General features: G+C 41.1%; 20 protein-coding genes. 5 read left to right on the top strand and 15 right to left on the bottom strand.

Going from position 1 to position 19,720, the window contains the following annotated elements:
* Nucleotides 1–88: 88 nt before the first annotated feature.
* A complete protein-coding gene (locus Q7657_RS02730) occupies nucleotides 89–496 on the bottom strand; it encodes a hypothetical protein (RefSeq protein ID WP_107166015.1) in 408 nt (135 codons plus the stop codon).
* Nucleotides 462–1,064 carry a winged helix-turn-helix domain-containing protein gene (locus tag Q7657_RS02725; protein WP_107166016.1) on the bottom strand — a complete coding sequence of 201 codons (603 nt, stop codon included), beginning with the start codon at nucleotides 1,062–1,064 and terminating at the stop codon, nucleotides 462–464. The genes Q7657_RS02730 and Q7657_RS02725 overlap by 35 nt, the downstream gene beginning before the upstream one ends.
* Nucleotides 1,065–1,568: 504 nt before the next feature.
* Between Q7657_RS02725 and Q7657_RS02720 the strand changes: the two genes are divergently transcribed.
* Entirely contained in the window at nucleotides 1,569–2,276 is a 708-nt protein-coding gene (locus Q7657_RS02720; protein ID WP_107166017.1) for an SDR family NAD(P)-dependent oxidoreductase, read from the top strand.
* A 3-nt stretch (nucleotides 2,277–2,279) separates the two neighbouring features.
* On the opposite strand, the gene Q7657_RS02715 is transcribed toward Q7657_RS02720, so the two are convergent.
* Nucleotides 2,280–3,176, bottom strand: a complete 897-nt coding sequence (locus Q7657_RS02715) for a permease (protein WP_107166018.1) — start codon at nucleotides 3,174–3,176, stop codon at nucleotides 2,280–2,282.
* Between the two features lie 111 nt (nucleotides 3,177–3,287).
* On the opposite strand from Q7657_RS02715, the gene Q7657_RS02710 reads away from it, so the two are divergent.
* A complete protein-coding gene (locus Q7657_RS02710; protein WP_008988946.1) occupies nucleotides 3,288–3,584 on the top strand; it encodes an ArsR/SmtB family transcription factor in 297 nt (98 codons plus the stop codon).
* A 12-nt stretch (nucleotides 3,585–3,596) separates the two neighbouring features.
* Here Q7657_RS02710 and Q7657_RS02705 read toward each other — a convergent pair whose 3' ends face one another.
* The 12 genes from Q7657_RS02705 to flgB all read right to left on the bottom strand — a co-directional run bounded on the left by Q7657_RS02705 (nucleotide 3,597) and on the right by flgB (nucleotide 13,545).
* Nucleotides 3,597–4,646, bottom strand: a complete 1,050-nt coding sequence (locus tag Q7657_RS02705; RefSeq protein WP_107166019.1) for a flagellin — start codon at nucleotides 4,644–4,646, stop codon at nucleotides 3,597–3,599.
* 14 nt (nucleotides 4,647–4,660) lie between these two features.
* A complete protein-coding gene (gene flgL, locus Q7657_RS02700) occupies nucleotides 4,661–5,560 on the bottom strand; it encodes a flagellar hook-associated protein FlgL (protein ID WP_107166020.1) in 900 nt (299 codons plus the stop codon).
* A 10-nt stretch (nucleotides 5,561–5,570) separates the two neighbouring features.
* Entirely contained in the window at nucleotides 5,571–6,938 is a 1,368-nt protein-coding gene (flgK, locus tag Q7657_RS02695; RefSeq protein ID WP_107166021.1) for a flagellar hook-associated protein FlgK, read from the bottom strand.
* Between the two features lie 5 nt (nucleotides 6,939–6,943).
* Nucleotides 6,944–7,426: a rod-binding protein gene (locus Q7657_RS02690; protein WP_107166022.1), complete on the bottom strand. Its 483-nt coding sequence runs from the start codon at nucleotides 7,424–7,426 to the stop codon at nucleotides 6,944–6,946.
* Between the two features lie 9 nt (nucleotides 7,427–7,435).
* Nucleotides 7,436–8,557: a flagellar basal body P-ring protein FlgI gene (locus tag Q7657_RS02685; RefSeq protein ID WP_107166023.1), complete on the bottom strand. Its 1,122-nt coding sequence runs from the start codon at nucleotides 8,555–8,557 to the stop codon at nucleotides 7,436–7,438.
* A complete protein-coding gene (flgH, locus tag Q7657_RS02680; protein ID WP_107166024.1) occupies nucleotides 8,557–9,225 on the bottom strand; it encodes a flagellar basal body L-ring protein FlgH in 669 nt (222 codons plus the stop codon). The genes Q7657_RS02685 and flgH overlap by 1 nt, the downstream gene beginning before the upstream one ends.
* Before the next feature lie 9 nt (nucleotides 9,226–9,234).
* Nucleotides 9,235–10,020 carry a flagellar basal-body rod protein FlgG gene (gene flgG / locus Q7657_RS02675; protein ID WP_008988938.1) on the bottom strand — a complete coding sequence of 262 codons (786 nt, stop codon included), beginning with the start codon at nucleotides 10,018–10,020 and terminating at the stop codon, nucleotides 9,235–9,237.
* A gap of 36 nt (nucleotides 10,021–10,056) precedes the next feature.
* Nucleotides 10,057–10,788: a flagellar basal-body rod protein FlgF gene (gene flgF, locus Q7657_RS02670; protein WP_107166025.1), complete on the bottom strand. Its 732-nt coding sequence runs from the start codon at nucleotides 10,786–10,788 to the stop codon at nucleotides 10,057–10,059.
* Between the two features lie 12 nt (nucleotides 10,789–10,800).
* A complete protein-coding gene (gene flgE, locus Q7657_RS02665; protein ID WP_107166026.1) occupies nucleotides 10,801–11,997 on the bottom strand; it encodes a flagellar hook protein FlgE in 1,197 nt (398 codons plus the stop codon).
* A 71-nt stretch (nucleotides 11,998–12,068) separates the two neighbouring features.
* Complete coding sequence (flgD, locus tag Q7657_RS02660) at nucleotides 12,069–12,746, bottom strand: flagellar hook assembly protein FlgD (RefSeq protein WP_107166027.1); 678 nt, start codon at nucleotides 12,744–12,746, stop codon at nucleotides 12,069–12,071.
* Nucleotides 12,746–13,180 (bottom strand): flagellar basal body rod protein FlgC, encoded by a 435-nt coding sequence (gene flgC / locus Q7657_RS02655; protein WP_023935271.1) that lies wholly within the window; start codon nucleotides 13,178–13,180, stop codon nucleotides 12,746–12,748. The genes flgD and flgC overlap by 1 nt, the downstream gene beginning before the upstream one ends.
* A gap of 2 nt (nucleotides 13,181–13,182) precedes the next feature.
* Entirely contained in the window at nucleotides 13,183–13,545 is a 363-nt protein-coding gene (gene flgB / locus Q7657_RS02650) for a flagellar basal body rod protein FlgB (protein ID WP_107166028.1), read from the bottom strand.
* Nucleotides 13,546–13,695: 150 nt separating this feature from the next.
* On the opposite strand from flgB, the gene flgA reads away from it, so the two are divergent.
* The 3 genes from flgA to flgM all read left to right on the top strand — a co-directional run bounded on the left by flgA (nucleotide 13,696) and on the right by flgM (nucleotide 19,711).
* Complete coding sequence (gene flgA / locus Q7657_RS02645) at nucleotides 13,696–14,448, top strand: flagellar basal body P-ring formation chaperone FlgA (protein WP_258178248.1); 753 nt, start codon at nucleotides 13,696–13,698, stop codon at nucleotides 14,446–14,448.
* Between the two features lie 215 nt (nucleotides 14,449–14,663).
* Nucleotides 14,664–19,295 (top strand): SslE/AcfD family lipoprotein zinc metalloprotease, encoded by a 4,632-nt coding sequence (locus Q7657_RS02640; protein WP_107166029.1) that lies wholly within the window; start codon nucleotides 14,664–14,666, stop codon nucleotides 19,293–19,295.
* A 134-nt stretch (nucleotides 19,296–19,429) separates the two neighbouring features.
* A complete protein-coding gene (gene flgM, locus Q7657_RS02635) occupies nucleotides 19,430–19,711 on the top strand; it encodes a flagellar biosynthesis anti-sigma factor FlgM (protein WP_107166030.1) in 282 nt (93 codons plus the stop codon).
* The last annotated feature ends 9 nt before the right edge of the window (nucleotides 19,712–19,720 follow it).

Below are 19,720 nucleotides of genomic sequence, written 5' to 3'. Positions count from 1 at the left end.
ATTAACAACATTTAAAGTTATGTTATTTATATTTTTCAAGATAGATTATATCTGAAAATTAATAAAGTTATGTGTAATTTAACTTCTTTTAATATAAACAACTCATTGATATATTATCTATTGACACTTTTGATGGCGTCCTAAAAGCTAATGTACAAACATCATCAATAGCAAAATATCTATGATTAACTACAGGTATCACCATATTTTCATTTTTTAACACATTAGCATTCTTTGTTGTCTTACTGATAACGTATTGATAATGCATAGAGTTAACTTTATTGTTCTCTGAATAATAAGTCGTTAGATAAATATCTAAATCATTTTTATATTGCACTAAATGCGTTGTGTATGTGCGATCAGGTAGACGCGTATGCCCTATCCAAGTTGATGTCTGATGATAAGTCAAAACTATGATAATAGTATTTAAAAAGACAAAGAACATAATTGTCAGCGCAAACCTACTGGCAAATAAGTGTTTTATTTTCTCTTTCATAGATACATTCATTGCTTCCAACTTTTAACATAAGCTCATCAGGTTCATCTGTTTCTTCAATTCTGGGATAAGGTTTATAAAATCTTAAATTTATATATTCTTCTTTATCTGTATAAGCATCGTAAAAGTTATAAATATTAAAACCAGTCAAAACTGCTACCCCTAAAAGACAAAAACGCTTGAATAAAGATACAAAAAAGCTATCCGCCACTACTTGGCTTTCTTTCATTTGAAAGCAATCAGCCTGCTTAATGGTTAAAGAATATCCCACGTTTGAACGATATTTTATAATATCTTTATCTTTATCATTAAGCGTTTTACGTGTTCGATTAATAAGCTGAGGCAAACTCTCTGGTGATATATTACTATTCCAAATTGCCGTTATGAGCTGTTCTTTTGTCAAGCAATGTGGATAAGCATCATATAATTGGCAAAGCAATAATTGTTGCTTATTTGTTAATCTTTTAACTTCAGATGTAATACTTTGATCAGTAGAGATGTAACTAAGTGATTGTTCTTCAATATCCCATAAATAGTCACCGAGAATGATCAAGGTTTCTTTACTCATTGCTTGTTTTTAACTCATATAGCAAGACCCATTTATGGTTTTATAGCATACCATATGGAAATAATAACTTGTACAGCTCTAATTAATATTTAACCCTTTTAACTAAAATAAACCCAAATACCCACAAGGTAAAAGAGTTGAATAACCAACAATCTGTGTGCAAATTTATACGTAATAACAATAATTTAATAGTTACATTTTCTAAATAATCACTCTTTCACTTAAAAGGCACGATAAAAAAATAAAAACCAATAAATCATACACTTAAAAGCAATATAAAATATAAAAATTCACAAATGTAAGTGACTTATACACTTTCAAATATCGCAATGTAACGTTCACTACCCATATAAAAAACACAAAGATTATACCGACAATAAAATACCCTAAATCATAGCATAAAAACTATAATTACCATTCAGCACACGAATCAATTATAGCTAATACATTTACATATGAGTGCCAGTTTATGTGATACAACTTAAATGTAGAGGGAATTAATCTATGCACATTTTAATCTTAGGGGGCACAGGAGGCATTGGTTCAGCTTTAATAAACGCATATCTAGGCCAAGGCGCAGTTAATCATATCCATGCAACATACCGCAGCAACCAACCAACTATTGAACACCCTCAGCTCACGTGGCATCGTGCTGATGTCAGCAAAGATTCTGATGTGGCCAAGTTATCAGAAACATTTGACCAACTTGATATCGTGATCAATGCAGTTGGCATATTACACAGTGGCGATATGATGCCAGAAAAAACCATAACTCAATTTGATAGTGATTTTTTCAATCAAAATATCGCAACGAACGTATTACCTACTCTGCTCCTCGCTAAGTACTTATCTCCTAAATTAAAATCAAAAACATTGAATTACTTTGTTACTGTTTCGGCAAAAATTGGCAGTATTGAAGACAATCATTTAGGTGGGTGGGTAAGTTACCGAAGTTCAAAAGCGGCATTAAATATGGCTTTGAAAACCATTAGCATTGAATGGAAAAATAAAGCCTTTAATACCTGTGTTATTGCGTTTCATCCCGGAACAACTGATACCCACTTATCAAAGCCTTTTCAGCGAAATGTACCTGAAGGTAATTTACAACCGCCAGAAAAAGTCGCTGCAGCATTAATTCACTTACTGCAGCGACTGAGCTTAGAAGATAATGGTAAGTTCTTTAGCTACGATGGTACTGAAATTCCATGGTGAACATTAAAATATCCAACCATATATATAACCTGCACTCATCGCCATGGTTAAAATCACAGTAACAAAAGCAATGATCATTGGAGTTTTAAATATTGATTTCAGCAAGATAACTTCAGTTAAACTCGCGCCAGCACTACCAATAATTAATGCCATTACCGCACCTAATCCCATTCCTTTTGCTGCTAATGCCGCACTTAATGGGATCACCGCTTCTGCGCGAATGTATAACGGGATACCAATAATAGCCGCTACCGGAATCGCAAATGGGTTATTTTCATTAGCTACTTTGGCAACAAATTCCGTTGGCATAAAGCCATAAATTACAGAACCTATCGCAATACCACCAATTAAATACGGCAGTACTTTTTTAAAGTCTTTCCAAGTGGTATCCCAGATTTTTTTCCATTCATTGGTTTCAACCTTAGTACCGCTACAACTCTTCGCACAACATGATGGTTCAGGCTCAATATAGGCTTCTGGCTTTACAAAACGCTCAAAATTAAGCTTTTCTAACACCACACCCGCAATGACAGAAACTCCCATCGCCATTACAAAGTAAAACACCGCGACTTTAATGCCAAAAGTAGCAATAAATAAGCCGATAATGATTGGATTAAGTAACGGGCTTGCAAACAAAAACACCATCATGGTGCCAAAACCTGCTTTTGCTCTGAGCAAGCCTTTTAAAAACGGAATCGTTGAGCAAGAACAAAAAGGCGTAATCGCACCTAACAGGCCAGCCACGATATAACCTCTCCCTTGTTTACCACTCAGTATCTGCTGGATCTTTTTCGGTGGAATATAGCTTTGCAACACTCCCACTAAAAAGCTAATCAATAAAAACAGTAGTGTTAGCTCAGTAGCTAAAAAGAGAAACATCTCTAACGTATCTTTTAACATCACAAAACCTTTAATCTATATTTCTAGAATAATCGAAATATAGATTAACCGATTGGAACGATCAAGATATTTCTAGTATTATCGAAATATAAAATCAGTACGAGACGTAAGATGAATACAGAAATTATCGCTAAAGCATTGAAAGAATTAGGTCATCCGACACGATTAATGATTTACAAATCGGTGATAAGAGCAGGTCATCAAGGTATTGCTGTGGGTGGTTTACAAGAAAAACTGGCGATTCCCGGCTCTACTCTCTCTCACCATATTTCAGGACTAGCATCAGCAGGATTGATTTCACAGCGTAGAGAAGGACGAACCTTATTTTGCGTGGCGGAATACCAGAAATTAGATTCAGTGATCGCATATTTACAAGATGAATGCTGTGCCGATGAAAATCAGCAATAGGAAAAGCGACCGTTATTTTAATAAAGCAACAACAGTATGACGGTGAACGTTCGCTTGTGCCGCTAAGGTTCGATAAGTTGCGCTAAACTGTTGGTTACCCGTACCTGACAGCTGGCTAAGCTTATCTTCCACTTGTTTGATATCACTCACAGCAGTGTTAGCTTTCGCTGCTGCCATTTGTTTCGCCAATGCCGTTTGGTAGGCTTTTATATCATCGAGACTTTGTTGCACTTGCCGTAAATGCTGATTCACTTTTACTAATGTATCGCGAATTTGCTCGCGGTTATTTAAGCTAAGTTGCCCATCTTCAATCCCTTCCGGTTCAGGCTTAATCGTTAACGTATTTGCCTGTCCCGCTGGGTATCTATGCCCCTGACCAACAACCTGCACTTTACCTTCAAGACTTTGGTAATCATGTTCATTGGCACGAAATGTAATATCACCATTATCTTGCACTGATGCGCGAAGACCAAAAGGGATCACATGACGATCTATCTGCGAAACTAACGCTTTATCACTTAGTTTCGCATCCATATTAACAACAACCGTTCCTAACTGTGAAAAGCTTAATTTAATCAGTTCACTGTGCTCTCGCTGACGCTGGACATTCAAACCGGGTACTGAAAATGTCCGTGTTATTGGCCTATCAATATTCACCTTTAGCTCGGCATCAATGACACGTAGACCATTACTTTTGACTTGATTAAGTATGTTTTTTAGCGAATCCAAATGGCGATTAGCTTTTGTTTGAGTGGATGGTTCAATAGCACGCTGAACAATAAGCTCTGCACTTAATATCTTCTTTATGGCTTGTAATTCTCGCCCTACCGCACCTAACGCTTGTTGTGCAATTTGTACTGATGTTGCTTGCTGCTGCCCTTTCGCAAGTAGTGTTTTAGAAACTGCATACCCATCAGGTTGATAACTCAATTGCTTTAACGGCGAAGTCGAAGCATTTTTAGCATCAACCTTACCAGCCACAGCAGGAGTTACCACCGACTGCTTGTTGGCATTGGTAAAGTGAATATTCTGGGTTCTAACTTCCGCTGTACTGGTCACCATAATACTGCACTACCTTACAAACGATTAAACAATGATAAATCGTTAATTTTCATGTAGCTCGCCTGTGTTGCTTGTAATGCCGCCATATAATTATTTAAACGTACCGACGCTTCACCATAATCCAACGCTTCTAGATCATTGGTTACCGCTTCAACAAATAGCTTATTATCACCATGGCTGGTTTCCATTAAATCTAAATTATTATGACGCCCACCAATATCGGTTACTGCTGCTAAAACGTTATCATGTGTTATATCTAGAGTGTTTAACGTTGCTTGTAAGGTGTTATTGAGGTTTGCTGTCGGTGTTTGTAACTCGGTTATCGCTGCGTCAATCTGATTTAAGATATTATTACCGCCAAGATCGAGCATTTCTTGTGAAGCAAAATTGGCTTCCATCGTCACGCCCTTTGCTACCGTCACCACACGTTTATCACTGTTGCCTTCAAAAATATAACCACCAGCAGACTGCGGTGTGATCGCTGGAACATCACTTTGAGTACCGGAAAAAAGGTAATTGCCTTCTTCATCTTGAACATTAAAAGAAGAGATCAATGCATCACGTAAACTGATTAATTTACTGGCATAACTATCTCTATCTGCGTTAGAAATGGCACCATTTGACGCTAATAATAAGGTATCTCGCATATCTTTTAACGTATCACTTGCTGCCATTAAATGAACCTCTTGCGCTGACAACGCTGTTTTCACATTATTGATATTGTCTTGATACTGATTTATTGCGCTATTTTCACGTTCAAGATTCAATAAGTTGATGGAATCAATCGGGTTGTCAGACAATTTTAGTAATCGCTGACCTGTCGACATCTGCGCTAACACTTCACCTAAGCCTTGGTTATTTTTTGATAGGCTAGTTAACATTAGCTGACTAAATTGCGTATCACTGACTCTCATCATTCATCCCTTACAGTAATCGTAATACTGAATCGAACAACTCATTAGCTGTGCTGATCACTTTCATATTGGCTTGATAAGCATTGGTAAATGTCATCAGGTTTGCCGCTTCTTCATCACTGTTAACCGCACTTAAATTATCTCTCGCTGCGTTGGCTTGGCTAAACAAGGTTTCCGCTGCTTTTTGATCAACTGCAGCTTGTCGTGTTTCAATAGCCGTTTTACCCACCATAGAAGCAAATGCATCATTCAAGCTGACATTACCTAACCCAGTGATCGCCATTGGTTTTGTCGACAAATCGATCAAGGCTTGCAGAGTATCACTGTTGCCCGGTGTCCCATCTGACGACAGTGCAAGCTCTGCTGGCGTAATATCCGTTATCCCTAAACTTGCCGCTGGAGAATTAGGATCAAATGAAAACAATGCTTGTCCTGGAACGCCATTTAAATCAAAACCACCAGCCAGTACCTGATTAAATTCTGAAGCTAAATTTTCTGCCATTTCATTAAGCGCTTGCTGAGTGGGTTTTAAGGTATTTTTAAGATAGTCATCGTAAGCACCAAGTTGACCACCAAGTTCACCTGTGACCGCAAAAATTTGCCCGGCAAAGTCGATTTCAATATTCTGAATGAAAGGTTCATTCACGATTGGTGTCGCTTTAAGTTGTGCAGCATCACTGCCTAATATCAAAGGTTGCCCTGATGCTAACGTGACTTGCAAACTACCATTAGGTTGTTGCGTTGAACTGATCTCTACGACTTCAGAAAGCTGTTTGATTAATACGTCTCGCTCATCAATAAGCTGAGAAGGATTACCACCGGTCGCTTGTGTCTCAACAACGCGATGGTTTATATCAGCAATATTGCTCATTAAGCTGTTAGCATGCTCAATAGATGCCGTCGCCTTATCACTGATACGGTTACCTTGACCATGCAAAGATTCAGACAAGGTATTAAAACGACGAGATAACGCTTTAGCTTCATTAATAATTTGCTGACGATTAGGGGTAGATTCAGGCTTTAACGTCGCATCATTTAATGCTGAAAATAACGAGTCCAAGCCAGCACTAATATTAAAACCCTCGCCACCTAATAGGCTTTCTAGCATCGTCATATTAGCTAAATTCGCATTGCTTGCTGCTTGTTGACTGGTTGCCGCCCACATTTGTTTTACAATGAATTGATCCGATACACGGCGAATGCTATCAACTTCCACACCACTGCCAGCACTGAAAAGTTCACGTCCCGCTAACGCACTCATCATCGCTTGTTGTCGGCTATAGCCGACAGTGTTGACATTAGCAACATTATGGGCCGTGACATCAAGGGCTGTTTTATTGGCATTTAAACCACTTAAGCCAATATTGATCATATTCATAGCCGTTAACGCTCCTTGTAATATTGCAGTGATTGTTGAAAGGCAACGCTATTACTCATAGCAATAGCATGAGCCGTGTCTTGCTGAATAACTGACTGTTTTTCCTGTGATGGTCGCGCTTGATGAGTTAAGGCGACAGAACTATCAGCATTATTAAATTGGCGATCAGGACTTAACTGCTTCATAAGCATTTCACTGATCCCCGTTTGTTGCTGTTTTGCCATTTCAATTGCTAACTGGCCATCGTAAAAATCTCGATACACGCTCTGCTGTTTACTCGAAAACGGATTGTCTTCATCCGCTAACACATCGCTACTGCTCCGCATTTGACGTAACACCATTTGCAAAAACATCGCTTCAAATTGCCCTGCAACCACCTCTAACCCTTGTTGATCGGAGATCGAATGTTTAATTTGCTGCAAGCCATTATTATCGTGATAAAGCATATTATTCTTACTGAGCGTCGTGATATTAGTTTCGCTATTCATTAAAGCCTCCTAGATCACTACCAGCTCAGCATTCAATGCGCCTGCTTCATGTAATGCCTGTAAAATAGACATCAAATCATCAGGTGACGCACCTAAGCTGTTCACGGCATTAACGATAGTATTAAGCTCAGTTCCTTCTGGCCAAATGTACATTTGCGCCTCATCTTGGTTGATATCGACAGTGGAATTGTTGACACGCTCTGTTGTGCCTTGACTAAAAGCATTAGGCTGGCTGATTTGTTGGCTTTCCGAAATCGTCACTGTAAGGTTACCGTGGCTAACCGCCGCTTCACTCACACGAACATTTTTACCAACGACCACGGTTCCTGTTCTCGCATTAAAGACCACCCGTGCCGCCTTTCGCCCCGTCATTACTTTTAAGTCTTCCAACATCGACATAAACGTCACTCGTTGTTGTAAGTCTTGCGGCGCACGCATTTCCACTCGCCCTTTACTTACTGCTGTCGCGACCTTAGGTCCAAAAGTAGTATTGATTGCACGAGCAATATTCTTTGCGGTAGTAAAACTTGGTTGGCGTAAATTCAGGGTGACTATGCTGCTGTTATTAAAGTCTGTCGGTATTTCTCGCTCTAACGTTGCACCATTAGGAATGCGTCCTGTTGTTGGAGTATTGACCGTGATTTTTGAACCGCTTTGCCCTTCTGCTTTTACCCCTCCAACAACCACATTGCCCTGTGCAACAGCATAAACTTCACCATCAATGCCTCTCAGTGGCGTCAGTAATAAAGTACCGCCACGTAGGCTTTTCGCATCACCAATAGATGAAACAACGACATTGAGCTCTTGACCAGGTCCCGCCATCGCTTCAACGGTAGCAGTCACACTTACTGAAGCGACATTTTTAAGCTTTGGATCGATCCTATCGCCAATTTGTACCCCAAATTGACGCAACATATTGGTAATTGACTGGCTAGTAAATTTCACTTGATTACGATCACCTGAACCATCAAGACCAACCACTAAGCCATAACCCACCAGCTGATTTGAACGTATGCCTTGCACATCCACTAAATCCATCATAGGTACCGCTGTTTTCGCGCTAACGTTATGCGGCATCCAACCAAACGTCACACACAAAAAAGACAGGATAAAATAAACAATTTTTTTCATTAGAATGGCATCCATGGGCTAGTGAAAAATTGTGTTAACCAGCCTGCAGCATTGCTATCAGCCAGTGCCCCTCGTCCTGAGTAGGTGATCCTTGCGTCGCCAATTCGCTGTGATGAAACTTGATTATGACGATTCACATCATCAACCCGAACCACGCCCGTTAAGCGTATGTATTCATCCCCTTGGTTTAGTCGAATCCACTTTTCACCTCGGATCATCAACACCCCATTAGGCAGAACTTTATGCACCGTTACCGTGATTGCACCTTGTAGTTTATTGCCTTGCGTACTAGCAGCTGCACCATCAAAACCACGATCGCCACTGACACTGGCAGAGAGATCATCAAAGGATTTATTACCTAGTGTCGGCACAGCAAAATCAATAGATGATGATTTACCAAATTTGGTATTGGCTTTTTTACTCGATTGGGTTTGCTCATTAAGTAATACAGTCAGCACATCACCCACACGGTAGGCACGACGATCTTGAAATAAGGTCATCGAGTAATTATGACGATACAAACTGCCATGTTTAGCTTCGGGTAAGCTGTAATCAAGATCGGGTGGCGCAAAAGCAGCATCATTAGGCTCTGGCGGAATAAACTCTTCACGTACCGCACAACCTGAAATTAGAAAAAGAATACATAGCAATAGTAAAAGCGGATTCATCCTCACTCCTTACACGGCTTGAGCGACAAATTTCAGCATATCATCAGCAGCAGAGACGACTTTGGCATTCATTTCATAAGCCCGTTGGGTGGTGATCATATCAACCATTTCTTCCACCACCTGTACGTTTGAGCCTTCTAATGCCCCTTGCTTCAAACTGCCTGCGCCATCAGTGCCTGCTATGATCTCTTGTGCCTGTCCACTGGCTTGTGTCTCTTTATAAAGATTACCGCCAACCGCTTCTAAACCCGCAGGGTTAATAAACTTGGCTAAGGTGATTTGACCTAACTCTTGCGGCTCAGGATCTCCTGCTAAGGTGGCTGTAACAATGCCATCCACACCGATAGAGATACTATTGGCTTCTTCTGGAATTTGGATTTGAGGCTGTAATGGTAAGCCTTGTCCGTTAACCATTAAGCCTTCTGAATTAACGTGGAACTGCCCATTACGGCTATACATAACTTGACCATCAGAGTTTTCAATTTGGAAAAAACCCGATCCCATAACCGCTAAATCCAGCTGTTGTTGGGTATTTTGTGAATTACCTTGCGTAAACACTTTTTGTGTCCCAACAACTCGAACACCACTGCCAAGTTGAACACCACTAGGAAGTTGATTTAACTGATCAACTTGCGCACCTGGTTGGCGTTGAATGCTATAAAACAGATCTTCAAAAACCACCCGATCACGTTTAAAACCTACTGTGTTCACATTGGCTAAATTGTTAGAAATCGCAGTCATTTTGGTATCTTGTGCTGCCATTCCTGTTTTACTAACCCAAAGTGCTGAATGCATGACGACTCTCCTTGTAACTAATCAGTACCAACGCCATTAGCGAGGATTCATTAACCGTGTGCCTGCTTGTGCTAACGTTTCTGCAGTTTTCATCATCCGCACTTGCATTTCAAAGTTACGAGTCAGCGACATCACGCTAACAAGCTCATTAATCGCAGAAACATTACTGCCTTCTAAATGCCCGGCCGTTATAGCCACAGTAGGATCTTGCGCAAACGCTTGATCGTTTATAGGATGAAATAGACCATCACTGTGTTTTTGCAATTGAGTAAACTCAGGATCAACTAACTTCAATTGCCCCACTTCCAACTTGGCACCACCGCCAGGCGGCACGACAGTCACTACACCTTTATCGCTAATTTCCACATCTTGATGCTCTGGTAGCACTAAGGCTTCCCCTTCTGACATCAAAGGAAAACCATTAACACGCATCATGCCCTCTTCATCGACTCGAATATTACCTGCTCGGGTATAGGCTTCATTACCAGCAATGGTTTGCACGGTAAAAAAGCCATTACCGTTAATCGCAATATCTAATGCTCGCCCTGTTTTGATCACATCACCAGCATCAAACCGAGTGGCTGCTGAATTGGTGACCACAACGGTGCGACCATCAAACCCTGCACCTTGCAAAGGAATACTTTGTACCCGCTCCATATCTGCTCGAAAGCCAGCCGTGTCTGCATTTGATAAGTTATTAGAGCGCACATGCTGCGCTTTCATTACTCGGCTTGCACCACTGGTTGCGGTATATAAAAAACTATCCATGACAACCTCTTACTACACAGCATTGAACAGTGATTGAGTGAGTTTGTCCGACGTTGAAATGGTTTTGGCATTGGCTTGATAGTTACGCTGAGCTGTCATTAAGCTAACTAATTCACTGGTCAGATCGACATTTGAACCTTCTAGCGCACCTGCAACCAACCCGCCTAATGTGCCCGTACCCGGTGCACCATTAACAGGAGCGCCTGAACTAAAACTTTGGATCCAAGAAGTGCTATTGGTTTTTACCAAGCCTTGAGGATTAGCAAAATCAGCCAGCATCACCTGACCTTGTAATTGAGATTGTCCGTTAGTGTAAGTGGCAAACACCATCCCATTATCTTCAACACGCACGCCAGCCAATTCACCCGATGTATGCCCATTAGGCGCATTAGTGCTCACACCAAAATCAGCACCAAATTGAGTTGTCCCTGCTATATCAATATTTATATTCGCCGCATCCGCACCAGCAGGATTAAAATTCACAGCAAAAGGAGCCGTTGGTGATTGCAGTGTACCGTCGGTATTGAAAACAACATTTTGGGTTTGCGACGGTGTAGCCGCGCCATCAACGACCACATTCACTTGCCATTCATTAGCATTAGTTTTGGTGAAATACTGTGTGACGGTATGAGGGTTACCTAAAGAGTCATACACTTTCGAGGTGTAGGAAGAGTTAAAGCTATCCGTTGAATTAGGATCAAACGGATTAATAGCAGTATCGATAACACTCGAACGAGCATCAAGATTCGCTATAAACGTCAGCTCATCTGTCGCTTTTGCTGGCAACGATGCCGTCGTGATTTTTAAATCACCTACCGCACCTGTCTGCAAATTATTATTCGCATCAACAGGATAACCTTGAAGTTTCGCCCCATTATTACTGACAATATGGTTGTCTTTATCTGAACCAAACACGCCAGAACGGGTATATAGCATCTGCCCAGTATGATCTTTAGTGACAAAAAAACCACTACCCGAAATCGCTAAATCTAACGGTCGACCAGTCCCGGTGATCGTCCCTGTTTTATCAAAATTTTGCGAAATTGCGGCAACTTCTACACCGCTTGCCTGCATCCCGTTATAAACGGCTGAAAACTCAGTACGAGACTCTTTAAACCCTGAGGTCGATACATTGGCAATATTATTACTAATAGTATTTAACTGAACATTAGTTGCGTCTAATCCACTTAATGCGATATCAAAACTCATAACATCCTCTTTTCTTTAATTCCTTTATTACTTTCGCTAACGATGAAAACCCAGCGAAAGCTTACATAGCTTTACTCGCCAAACTGGCTAATTTGATAAAACGGTACTCGACCAATACCTTCAACATTGACCAACGCGGCACCGCCATTAGAGGGCACGCGAACCTGTGATACTTCTCCTGCCAGCAAAACACTGGGTTGTGGTATATCTTTCGCCACATCAACGCTGATTTGATATTGCCCTTTGGCTAAACCCAACGCGTTAGGATTAATCGTAAATTCCACTTCACCTTTATTTTTAGGGCCTAACGGCATGATTTTTTTGTTGCCAAGTTGATCTGTTAAAACAACCGAGACGGTGCTTGATGCATGTTCTAATTCAATTCGTCCTTGCTGCTCAGCATCCGTTAATTCAACCTCATTGCCCTCGACATAAACGGTTTGCCCTACTAACCCAGCCGTTGATAGCACTTGCATGTTATCGAGTAATACCATGCTGTTTTGCATCAACTTCGCCATATTCTCAGTACTTTCTACTTGGGAAAATTGCGCTAGCTGACCAACATATTCAGTGCCATCAAGTGGATTGAGAGGATCTTGATTTTGGATCTGTGCCACCATCAAATTGATAAATTCATTTTTCAATCCATTGGCATCATTGGCACTATTCGGATTGCCAGCAACGGCAGACGTTGATGACTCTATAGCGGGAACATCTGTGCTTAAGGCACTAAATTGGGCAATAGTCATTAATTACCCTCCCCTAAACGCAGTAACCCTTGCTGCATACTTTTTACGTTACTCAGCACTTCAACATTCGTTTCAAAGCTTCGGGTCGCTGACATCATGTCTGCCATTTCGGCTACCACATCAATATCAGGGTAATAAACATAACCTTCATCATTAGCGAGTGGATTACTGGGTTCAAAACGCTTCTCTGCCTCTCCTGCGTGTTGAACCACATCCATGATCCTCACTTCGGCACTGGGATAATTAGCTTGATCGCCAGTTAACTGTGTTTTGCCATAGACCGTCGCAAAAACAGGTTTCAGCGCTTGATAAGCATCATCAGGATTTGCCGCTACCGCATCAGCATTCGCTAAATTACTTGCGACAGTATTTAAACGTATGGTTTGTGCATTCATTGCAGAGCCAGCAATGGCATAAATATCAGTAAAAGCCATGGTTAACGCCCCTTAATTACTTCAGCCAAGCCTCTAAATTTCATATTCATGAAGGTTAAGCTGCTCTGAAAGTCCATATTGTTCTTGGTAAATTTGGCTTGCTCGACACTCAGTTCGACCGTATTACCATCCTTGGAGTTTTGATATGGCACGCTATAACCATCAGACACCACCAGCTGAGAAGTGGCCTTTTGTACTTTTCCCAAATGCATCTGATTTGCGATGGCATCAAAACGAATATCTTTGGCAAGGTACCCAGGGGTGTCAACATTTGCTAAATTACTGGCAAGCACTTTGGCTCTTTGCACTCGAAAATCGAGCGTTTGTGGATGAACTCCCAATGCACTATCAAAACTTATTGCCATCAACCTCTCCTTAGCAAGCACCATAACGATTGCAATAAAAAGAGAGAATCCAAAATACATGCCACAACAATAATCATTACTTTTCAGTAAGTTAAAATCATAACGGAATAGAAACTTCCTCCAAGGGAAGTTAAACGGAAAGGAAAAACTGTGCAGATATTACATGTAATTTCATTACTAACGTTCTTGCTGCTACCCACATTAGGTGGAGCGAATGCAACATCACTGAAAGTCGCCTTACAAGATCATAAACTTGATACCAAATTGTTAGTACAACAATTAAAAAAAGCCATAAAGCAAGATATCGACAACTATAGCGAGCGACACCAATGGTCGAACGTTACCAGCAAAATTAAGGTAAAACTGCCAGCAGCAGCTTCATCACTACCTTCTTGCCCAACACCATTACGCTTTTCTAGCCAAGATAACCAAACCCAACCGATTGGGCGTTTAAAACGACAAGTTACGTGTGAAAGCACGGCTGTGAACTGGCAGTTCAATGCAACCATTTATGTTGAAATCACCCTGCCCGTACTGGTTGCTAATACACTAATCAATCGCAATGAAATGATTACCAGAGACATGCTCAGTCACCAATCAATACAACTAAAAAGCCCTAAAGCCATCATGACATCAATAGATCAAACTGTCGGTTCATATACAGCAAGAAGAGTTCGCCAAGGGCAATTGATCACTGAAAACTTAATAAAGAAACCATTTTTGATAAACAAAGGGGATGAAGTACTCATTGTGGCAAAAAAAGGAGAATTCCAAGCCACAACTAAAGGTATCGCTTTAGAGCATGGAAAACTGAACGAGCACATAAAAATTCAAAACAAAAACTCGCATAAAGTGATCTCTGGCAGAATTTTCGCCCAAGGAAAAGTGGAAACAATATTTTAAAATACGCCAAAAAACCAACTTGTATACAAAGAATATACATCATTATTTTGACATCTTTTAAGGTATTTATTCCATAAATAACTATTCCTTTTATCAATAATTAAAAGTTAAACCTATATTGTTTCAACATGTAAATAACCATACAAATAACATTGTTAAGATATTTTTTTTACAATATATAGCAGCAATAAATTACTTTTTCAGGTTATGCGTTCATGCAAAAAAAACTTATTGCTGTTGCTATTAGCTCATCAATTTTGTTGATGGGTTGTCACGATGATAATTCCTCTGACGTAACTATTATTCCCCCAACGGAGATGCTGCCGGGAGAACCTCTTCCTGAGCCAGAGCCTGATATTGGTGATCCTGAGATCACACCTCCACCAGTTGAGCCACCAACGGAGCCTGAGATCACGCCTCCACCAGTTGAGCCACCAACAGAGCCTGAGATCACGCCTCCGCCAGTTGAGCCACCTGTAGAGCCAGATCCAACCGCCACTGCGCTTTTTGCTTTAGATAGCGATCTTAGTTTTGGCAACAGCGTGTTATGTAATGGCGAAACCGCAAACAGTCTTATTATTAGCAATGGCGATACTGTTAGTTGTTACTATGGTGCAGTTGAGCTTGCCACATTTAGCAATGTCGAGCTCAAGATCACCAAAGGTACGACATTGGAAAAAGTGAAGCGTTTAAACTTGGCGGATTCAGATCGTTTTATTGCGATCACTGATGCTATTGAGCTACAAAATGCGTTAGATAACACCCGCAGTTTATTGCTTAAAAATGGTACAGAAATCGGAGGTGTTATCGAACTATCGCTAACATCTGCCGAGCAAGTACGTTTTAACAGCTTGTATCACTCCACAGAATTACACACATTAAATAATACTGAATTTAAGAAGCTATTAGATAATAAAGTCGAAGAGAATACAGAAGCTGATAGCAAACCTTCTACTCACGAACCCGATGTAAAACCAGAAGTCACTCCCGGTACAAGTGACGATCTAAACTCAAACTTTGTTTCTGCTAATGCGGAATCAAACTTGGTTTATCAACCAACTGAAGTGATCTTATCGCAAGGAACACTGGTTGATAGTCATAACAAGCCAGTACTGGGTATTGAATATTACAGCCACTCTTCTCGTGGTATTACTGATGAGCAAGGCAAATTCACCTTCAACTGGGGTGAGACGGTCTCATTTGGTATCGATACTTTTGAGCTAGGTGAAATTAAAGCGAATAAAACACAATTGACCATTGCCGATCTCGGTGCAGAGCACATAGGCCGTAATGCTGAGCGTTTACTGCAGCGTTATTCTCATGATGATGCGCAATTAGTGATCAGCGATCGTGTACGCCAAGTATTTGCTATGTATCCGAACGTCATCAATGAGGCTATTAACCTATCATTGTCTGAATCTGTGATGTTAGATAATGGTACAGGAACGTTAGAGTCTGTTGATGGTGAGTTTGATAAGCAATTTAGCCAAGGCTTAGCACTGGATATCGACACTGCTATTTGTGGTAATCAATGTAGTGCAACTCGTACCCTTTCAAGCCTTTCTTTCCCTCGCACCATGGATGCTGGCGGTAATATTCAAGCCGATATTTTAAAACTGTGGGGAGCAGGTACTGATGCCGTCAATCAAGGCTGGTTACCGGTTCAGAATTTCCACGCTTTTACTGATGAATCTTGGTTTTACGGCAGTCCAGGTTACCCTCGAGGGCAAGCTGCGATCAATATTTCTAATGCCGCATTTCCAGTGTTAATGCCACGTAACGATAATAACCACTGGCTTCGTTTTGGCGAGAAAAAAGCATGGGATGAGCGTTCGCTCGCTTACATTACGGAAGCACCATCCAAGGTGAAACCCGATAACGTCGGTGGCAATACTGCAACCTTTAACCTGCCATTTATCAGTATTGGTGAATTGGGTACAGGTAAAGTCATGCTATTAGGTAATAATCGCTATAACAGTATCTTAGTATGTCCAACTGGCTATAGCTGGAATAACGGCGTCAATAATCAAGGCCAATGCTGGACTACTAATAATGACACAGAAGATATGGCGAATTTCTTCTCCAATACCTTCCGTTACCTCATTGGTGAAAAATATGCTTCAAGTGCAGAGCCTATTACCATAGGTACCAATATTTCTGATGTATATTTCCGTAGCTCTGGACATCTAGTGATTGGTAATAAAGCACCATTTGTGCTTGATCCTCGCTTTAAGATGACAGCTCAACAGCTTTCAAGCTTTAGTGGCATTGATCCTAACACCATGCCTCTGTTGATCCTCAATGGTTACGAAAACAGTGCACCAATTAGCTCTGGTACATATGGCGTGCTGCCTTCATTAGCCGATACCAATAAACCCAAACTGACTCAACAAGATGTGACAGAACTACTCAACTATGTTGAACGTGGCGGTAATATCTTGATCATGGAAAGCATTGCTAACCGCGTAAATGATGATTTTACTCGTTTATTAGATGGCGCTGGTTTGGCAATTAATGGTCAGTCAACGATTTCAGGAAATGGACCGAGCTACGGCTACCCTGATCGTGTACGTTCACAACGTCAACACGGTTACTGGGTATTAGAACGCTATGCAGGTAGCAAAGACGAAACAACCGGTAATATTAAACTGCCTTATACCATCAACTCCGATGGTACTGTTAGCTGGGATTTCATCACTAACAACAAACCTGATGATAAACCTCAGTTAGAAGTCGCCCGTAAGACAATTCAAAACGCACAAGGCGAGAATGTTCAATTACTGGCATTCGTTGATACTTACGAAAAAGGGGAAAAAAGAGCGCCAGATGCGATTGAAGCAGACAAACAACGTATTCTGAAAGAGTTCAATGTCAAAGAATGTACGCTAACGGATTATCACTATGAAATTAACTGCCTAGAGTATCGCCCTGGAAATAATATTCCACTAGAAGGCGGTATGTTTAGAGCACGTTATAAAAAACTGCCACTGGATGAAGCAACAGCGAAAGCCATGGTGAAAGCAGCCGATCTTGGTACCAACATTGAACGCTTATACCAACACGAACTGTACTTTAGAACAAAAGGCAGTGAAGGTGAGCGTTTAAGTAGTGTTGATCTTAACCGTATTTATCAAAATATGACGGTATGGTTATGGAACGATCTTGATTATCGCTTTGAACAAAACAAAGAAGACGAACTTGGCTTTGAGCGCTTTACCGAGTTTCTAAACTGTTATGGCGATACCGCAGCAGGACAAACCACCTGTGGCAATACGCTCAAGCAAAGTCTTGAAACCAATAAGATGATCTACGGTGAGAGTGCCGGGAAATACACTGGCTGGATGAACCCAAGCTACCCATTAAATTACATGGAAAAACCGCTAACACGCTTAATGTTGGGGCGAACTTACTTCGATCTTGATATTAAAGCCGATGTACGCCAATACCCAGGTGAAGTCACAACCAGCGGTGGTAGCACTAGCGTCACTGTTGATTTAAGCAATAACACCGCTGCTTGGTTTGCAGGAAACCGTCAAGCTACGGGTCAATGGGCTATTGCACATGAACCGATGAGAATTACAGCATCAGGCAATACCAACCCGATCATGGTAACCGTTGCGCTAGCAGATGATTTAACGGGTCGTGAAAAACATGAGTTAGGTTTAAAACGTCCACCTCGTATGACCAAAACCTTTACGCTACAACCTAATGCAACCGCTAGTTTTACAGCGCCTTACGGTGGTCTGGTATATGTACAAGGTAATGAAGCCAGTCCTGTGACCTTGAACTTCTCTGGGACGGTTAATGCGCCTTGGTTCAGGGTTGATAAATGGGTTAACGATCAAAGCTCACCGGCTCCTATTGGTGAAATTGAATCAAATAGCTTTATCTATACTGCTGCCGCTGAGAACTTAAAAGCGACAAATTATGAGGGTGATAGAAGTAAATTCGCTTCAGAACTTGATATGTTCTCTGCAGATTTAAATGACTTCTATGCACGTGATGAAGCGGTCGGTGAAGGAAATGGACGCAATGGCAAAGCGACAGATAGCTCTCGACCAAATAACAAGCACCATTTTGTCAACGATATCGCTATCTCTATTGGCGCAGCCCATTCGGGTTACCCAGTGATGAACAGTAGCTTTAATAAAACCTCAACAGCCCTATCAACAACACCATTAAATGACTGGTTGTTATGGCACGAAGTTGGTCACAATGCGGCTGAAGCACCATTTAATGTGGAAGGTGCAACAGAAGTGGTGAACAACATACTAGCGCTTTATATGCAGGATAAATACCTTGGTAAAATGTCCCGTGTTGAAGCTGATATTAAAATGGCACCGAATTTTGTTCGCTTAGAACATGGACATGCGTGGGCAGCTGGCGGTAACGGTGAACGCTTACTGATGTTTGCTCAATTAAAAGAATGGGCTGAGCAAGAGTTTGATATCTATAACATGGTTAAAGCACCTTTACCGTCCTACTACGCACATACGGTAACGGGACTAAAAGGCTGGGATTTGATCAAACTCATGCATCGCTTAACTCGTAATGATGTAGAAGAGAACATGCTATTACCAGCCAATAACATGTGTCACAGTCAAAGCGGATTGAGTAAAGGTGATCAGCTGATGTTATGTGCTTCTTACGCAGCACAAACCGATCTGTCTGATTTCTTTGCAGCATGGAGCCCAGGTTCAAAAGCCTACCTTGTTCCAGGTGAATCTGAGCCTCAATACGAAGGTGGGATCACCGCTGCAGGTTTAAACGCAGTACAAGCACTTAAACTGCCAAAACCAACGTTAGATCCGCTATCAATTAACAGTGTGACAGTCGCGCCTCGTTAAACGATTAAACACCATAACCCAAGCCGCTAGTCACTGACTGGCGGCTTTTTTTTATCAACGCATTATTTTTATTTAATTTTCCTGTGTGTTTGGTCGCCCAACAACATTGAGCTTCTTGTGCAGGAATAAAACTAATGAAAATAGATAAGATCGCCACTACTCACTTCAATCAGACACAGTTAACAACAGCACAGCAACAATCAACCACCGGGCAACAAACTGTAGCTAAACAGACTGCGTCAACGGCCATTGACAGCCAACTATTAACGCAAGCAATACAACCGCTAAACGCCTTACCTGATGTGGATATAGCGAAAGTCGAGCAAATTAAAGCAGCACTGAATCGCGGTGAAATTAGCTTAGATGTTGAGGCGCTCTCAAGCGCAATTTTGCAATTTCATACTGGACATGAATAAAGCCAAGGC

Origin of the sequence: Candidatus Photobacterium acropomis, from assembly GCF_030685555.1 — a bacterium.
Lineage (GTDB): Bacteria > Pseudomonadota > Gammaproteobacteria > Enterobacterales > Vibrionaceae > Photobacterium > Photobacterium lucens.
The sequence above is the reverse complement of the archived record's forward strand: the minus strand, read 5'-3'. Positions and strand labels throughout refer to the sequence as shown.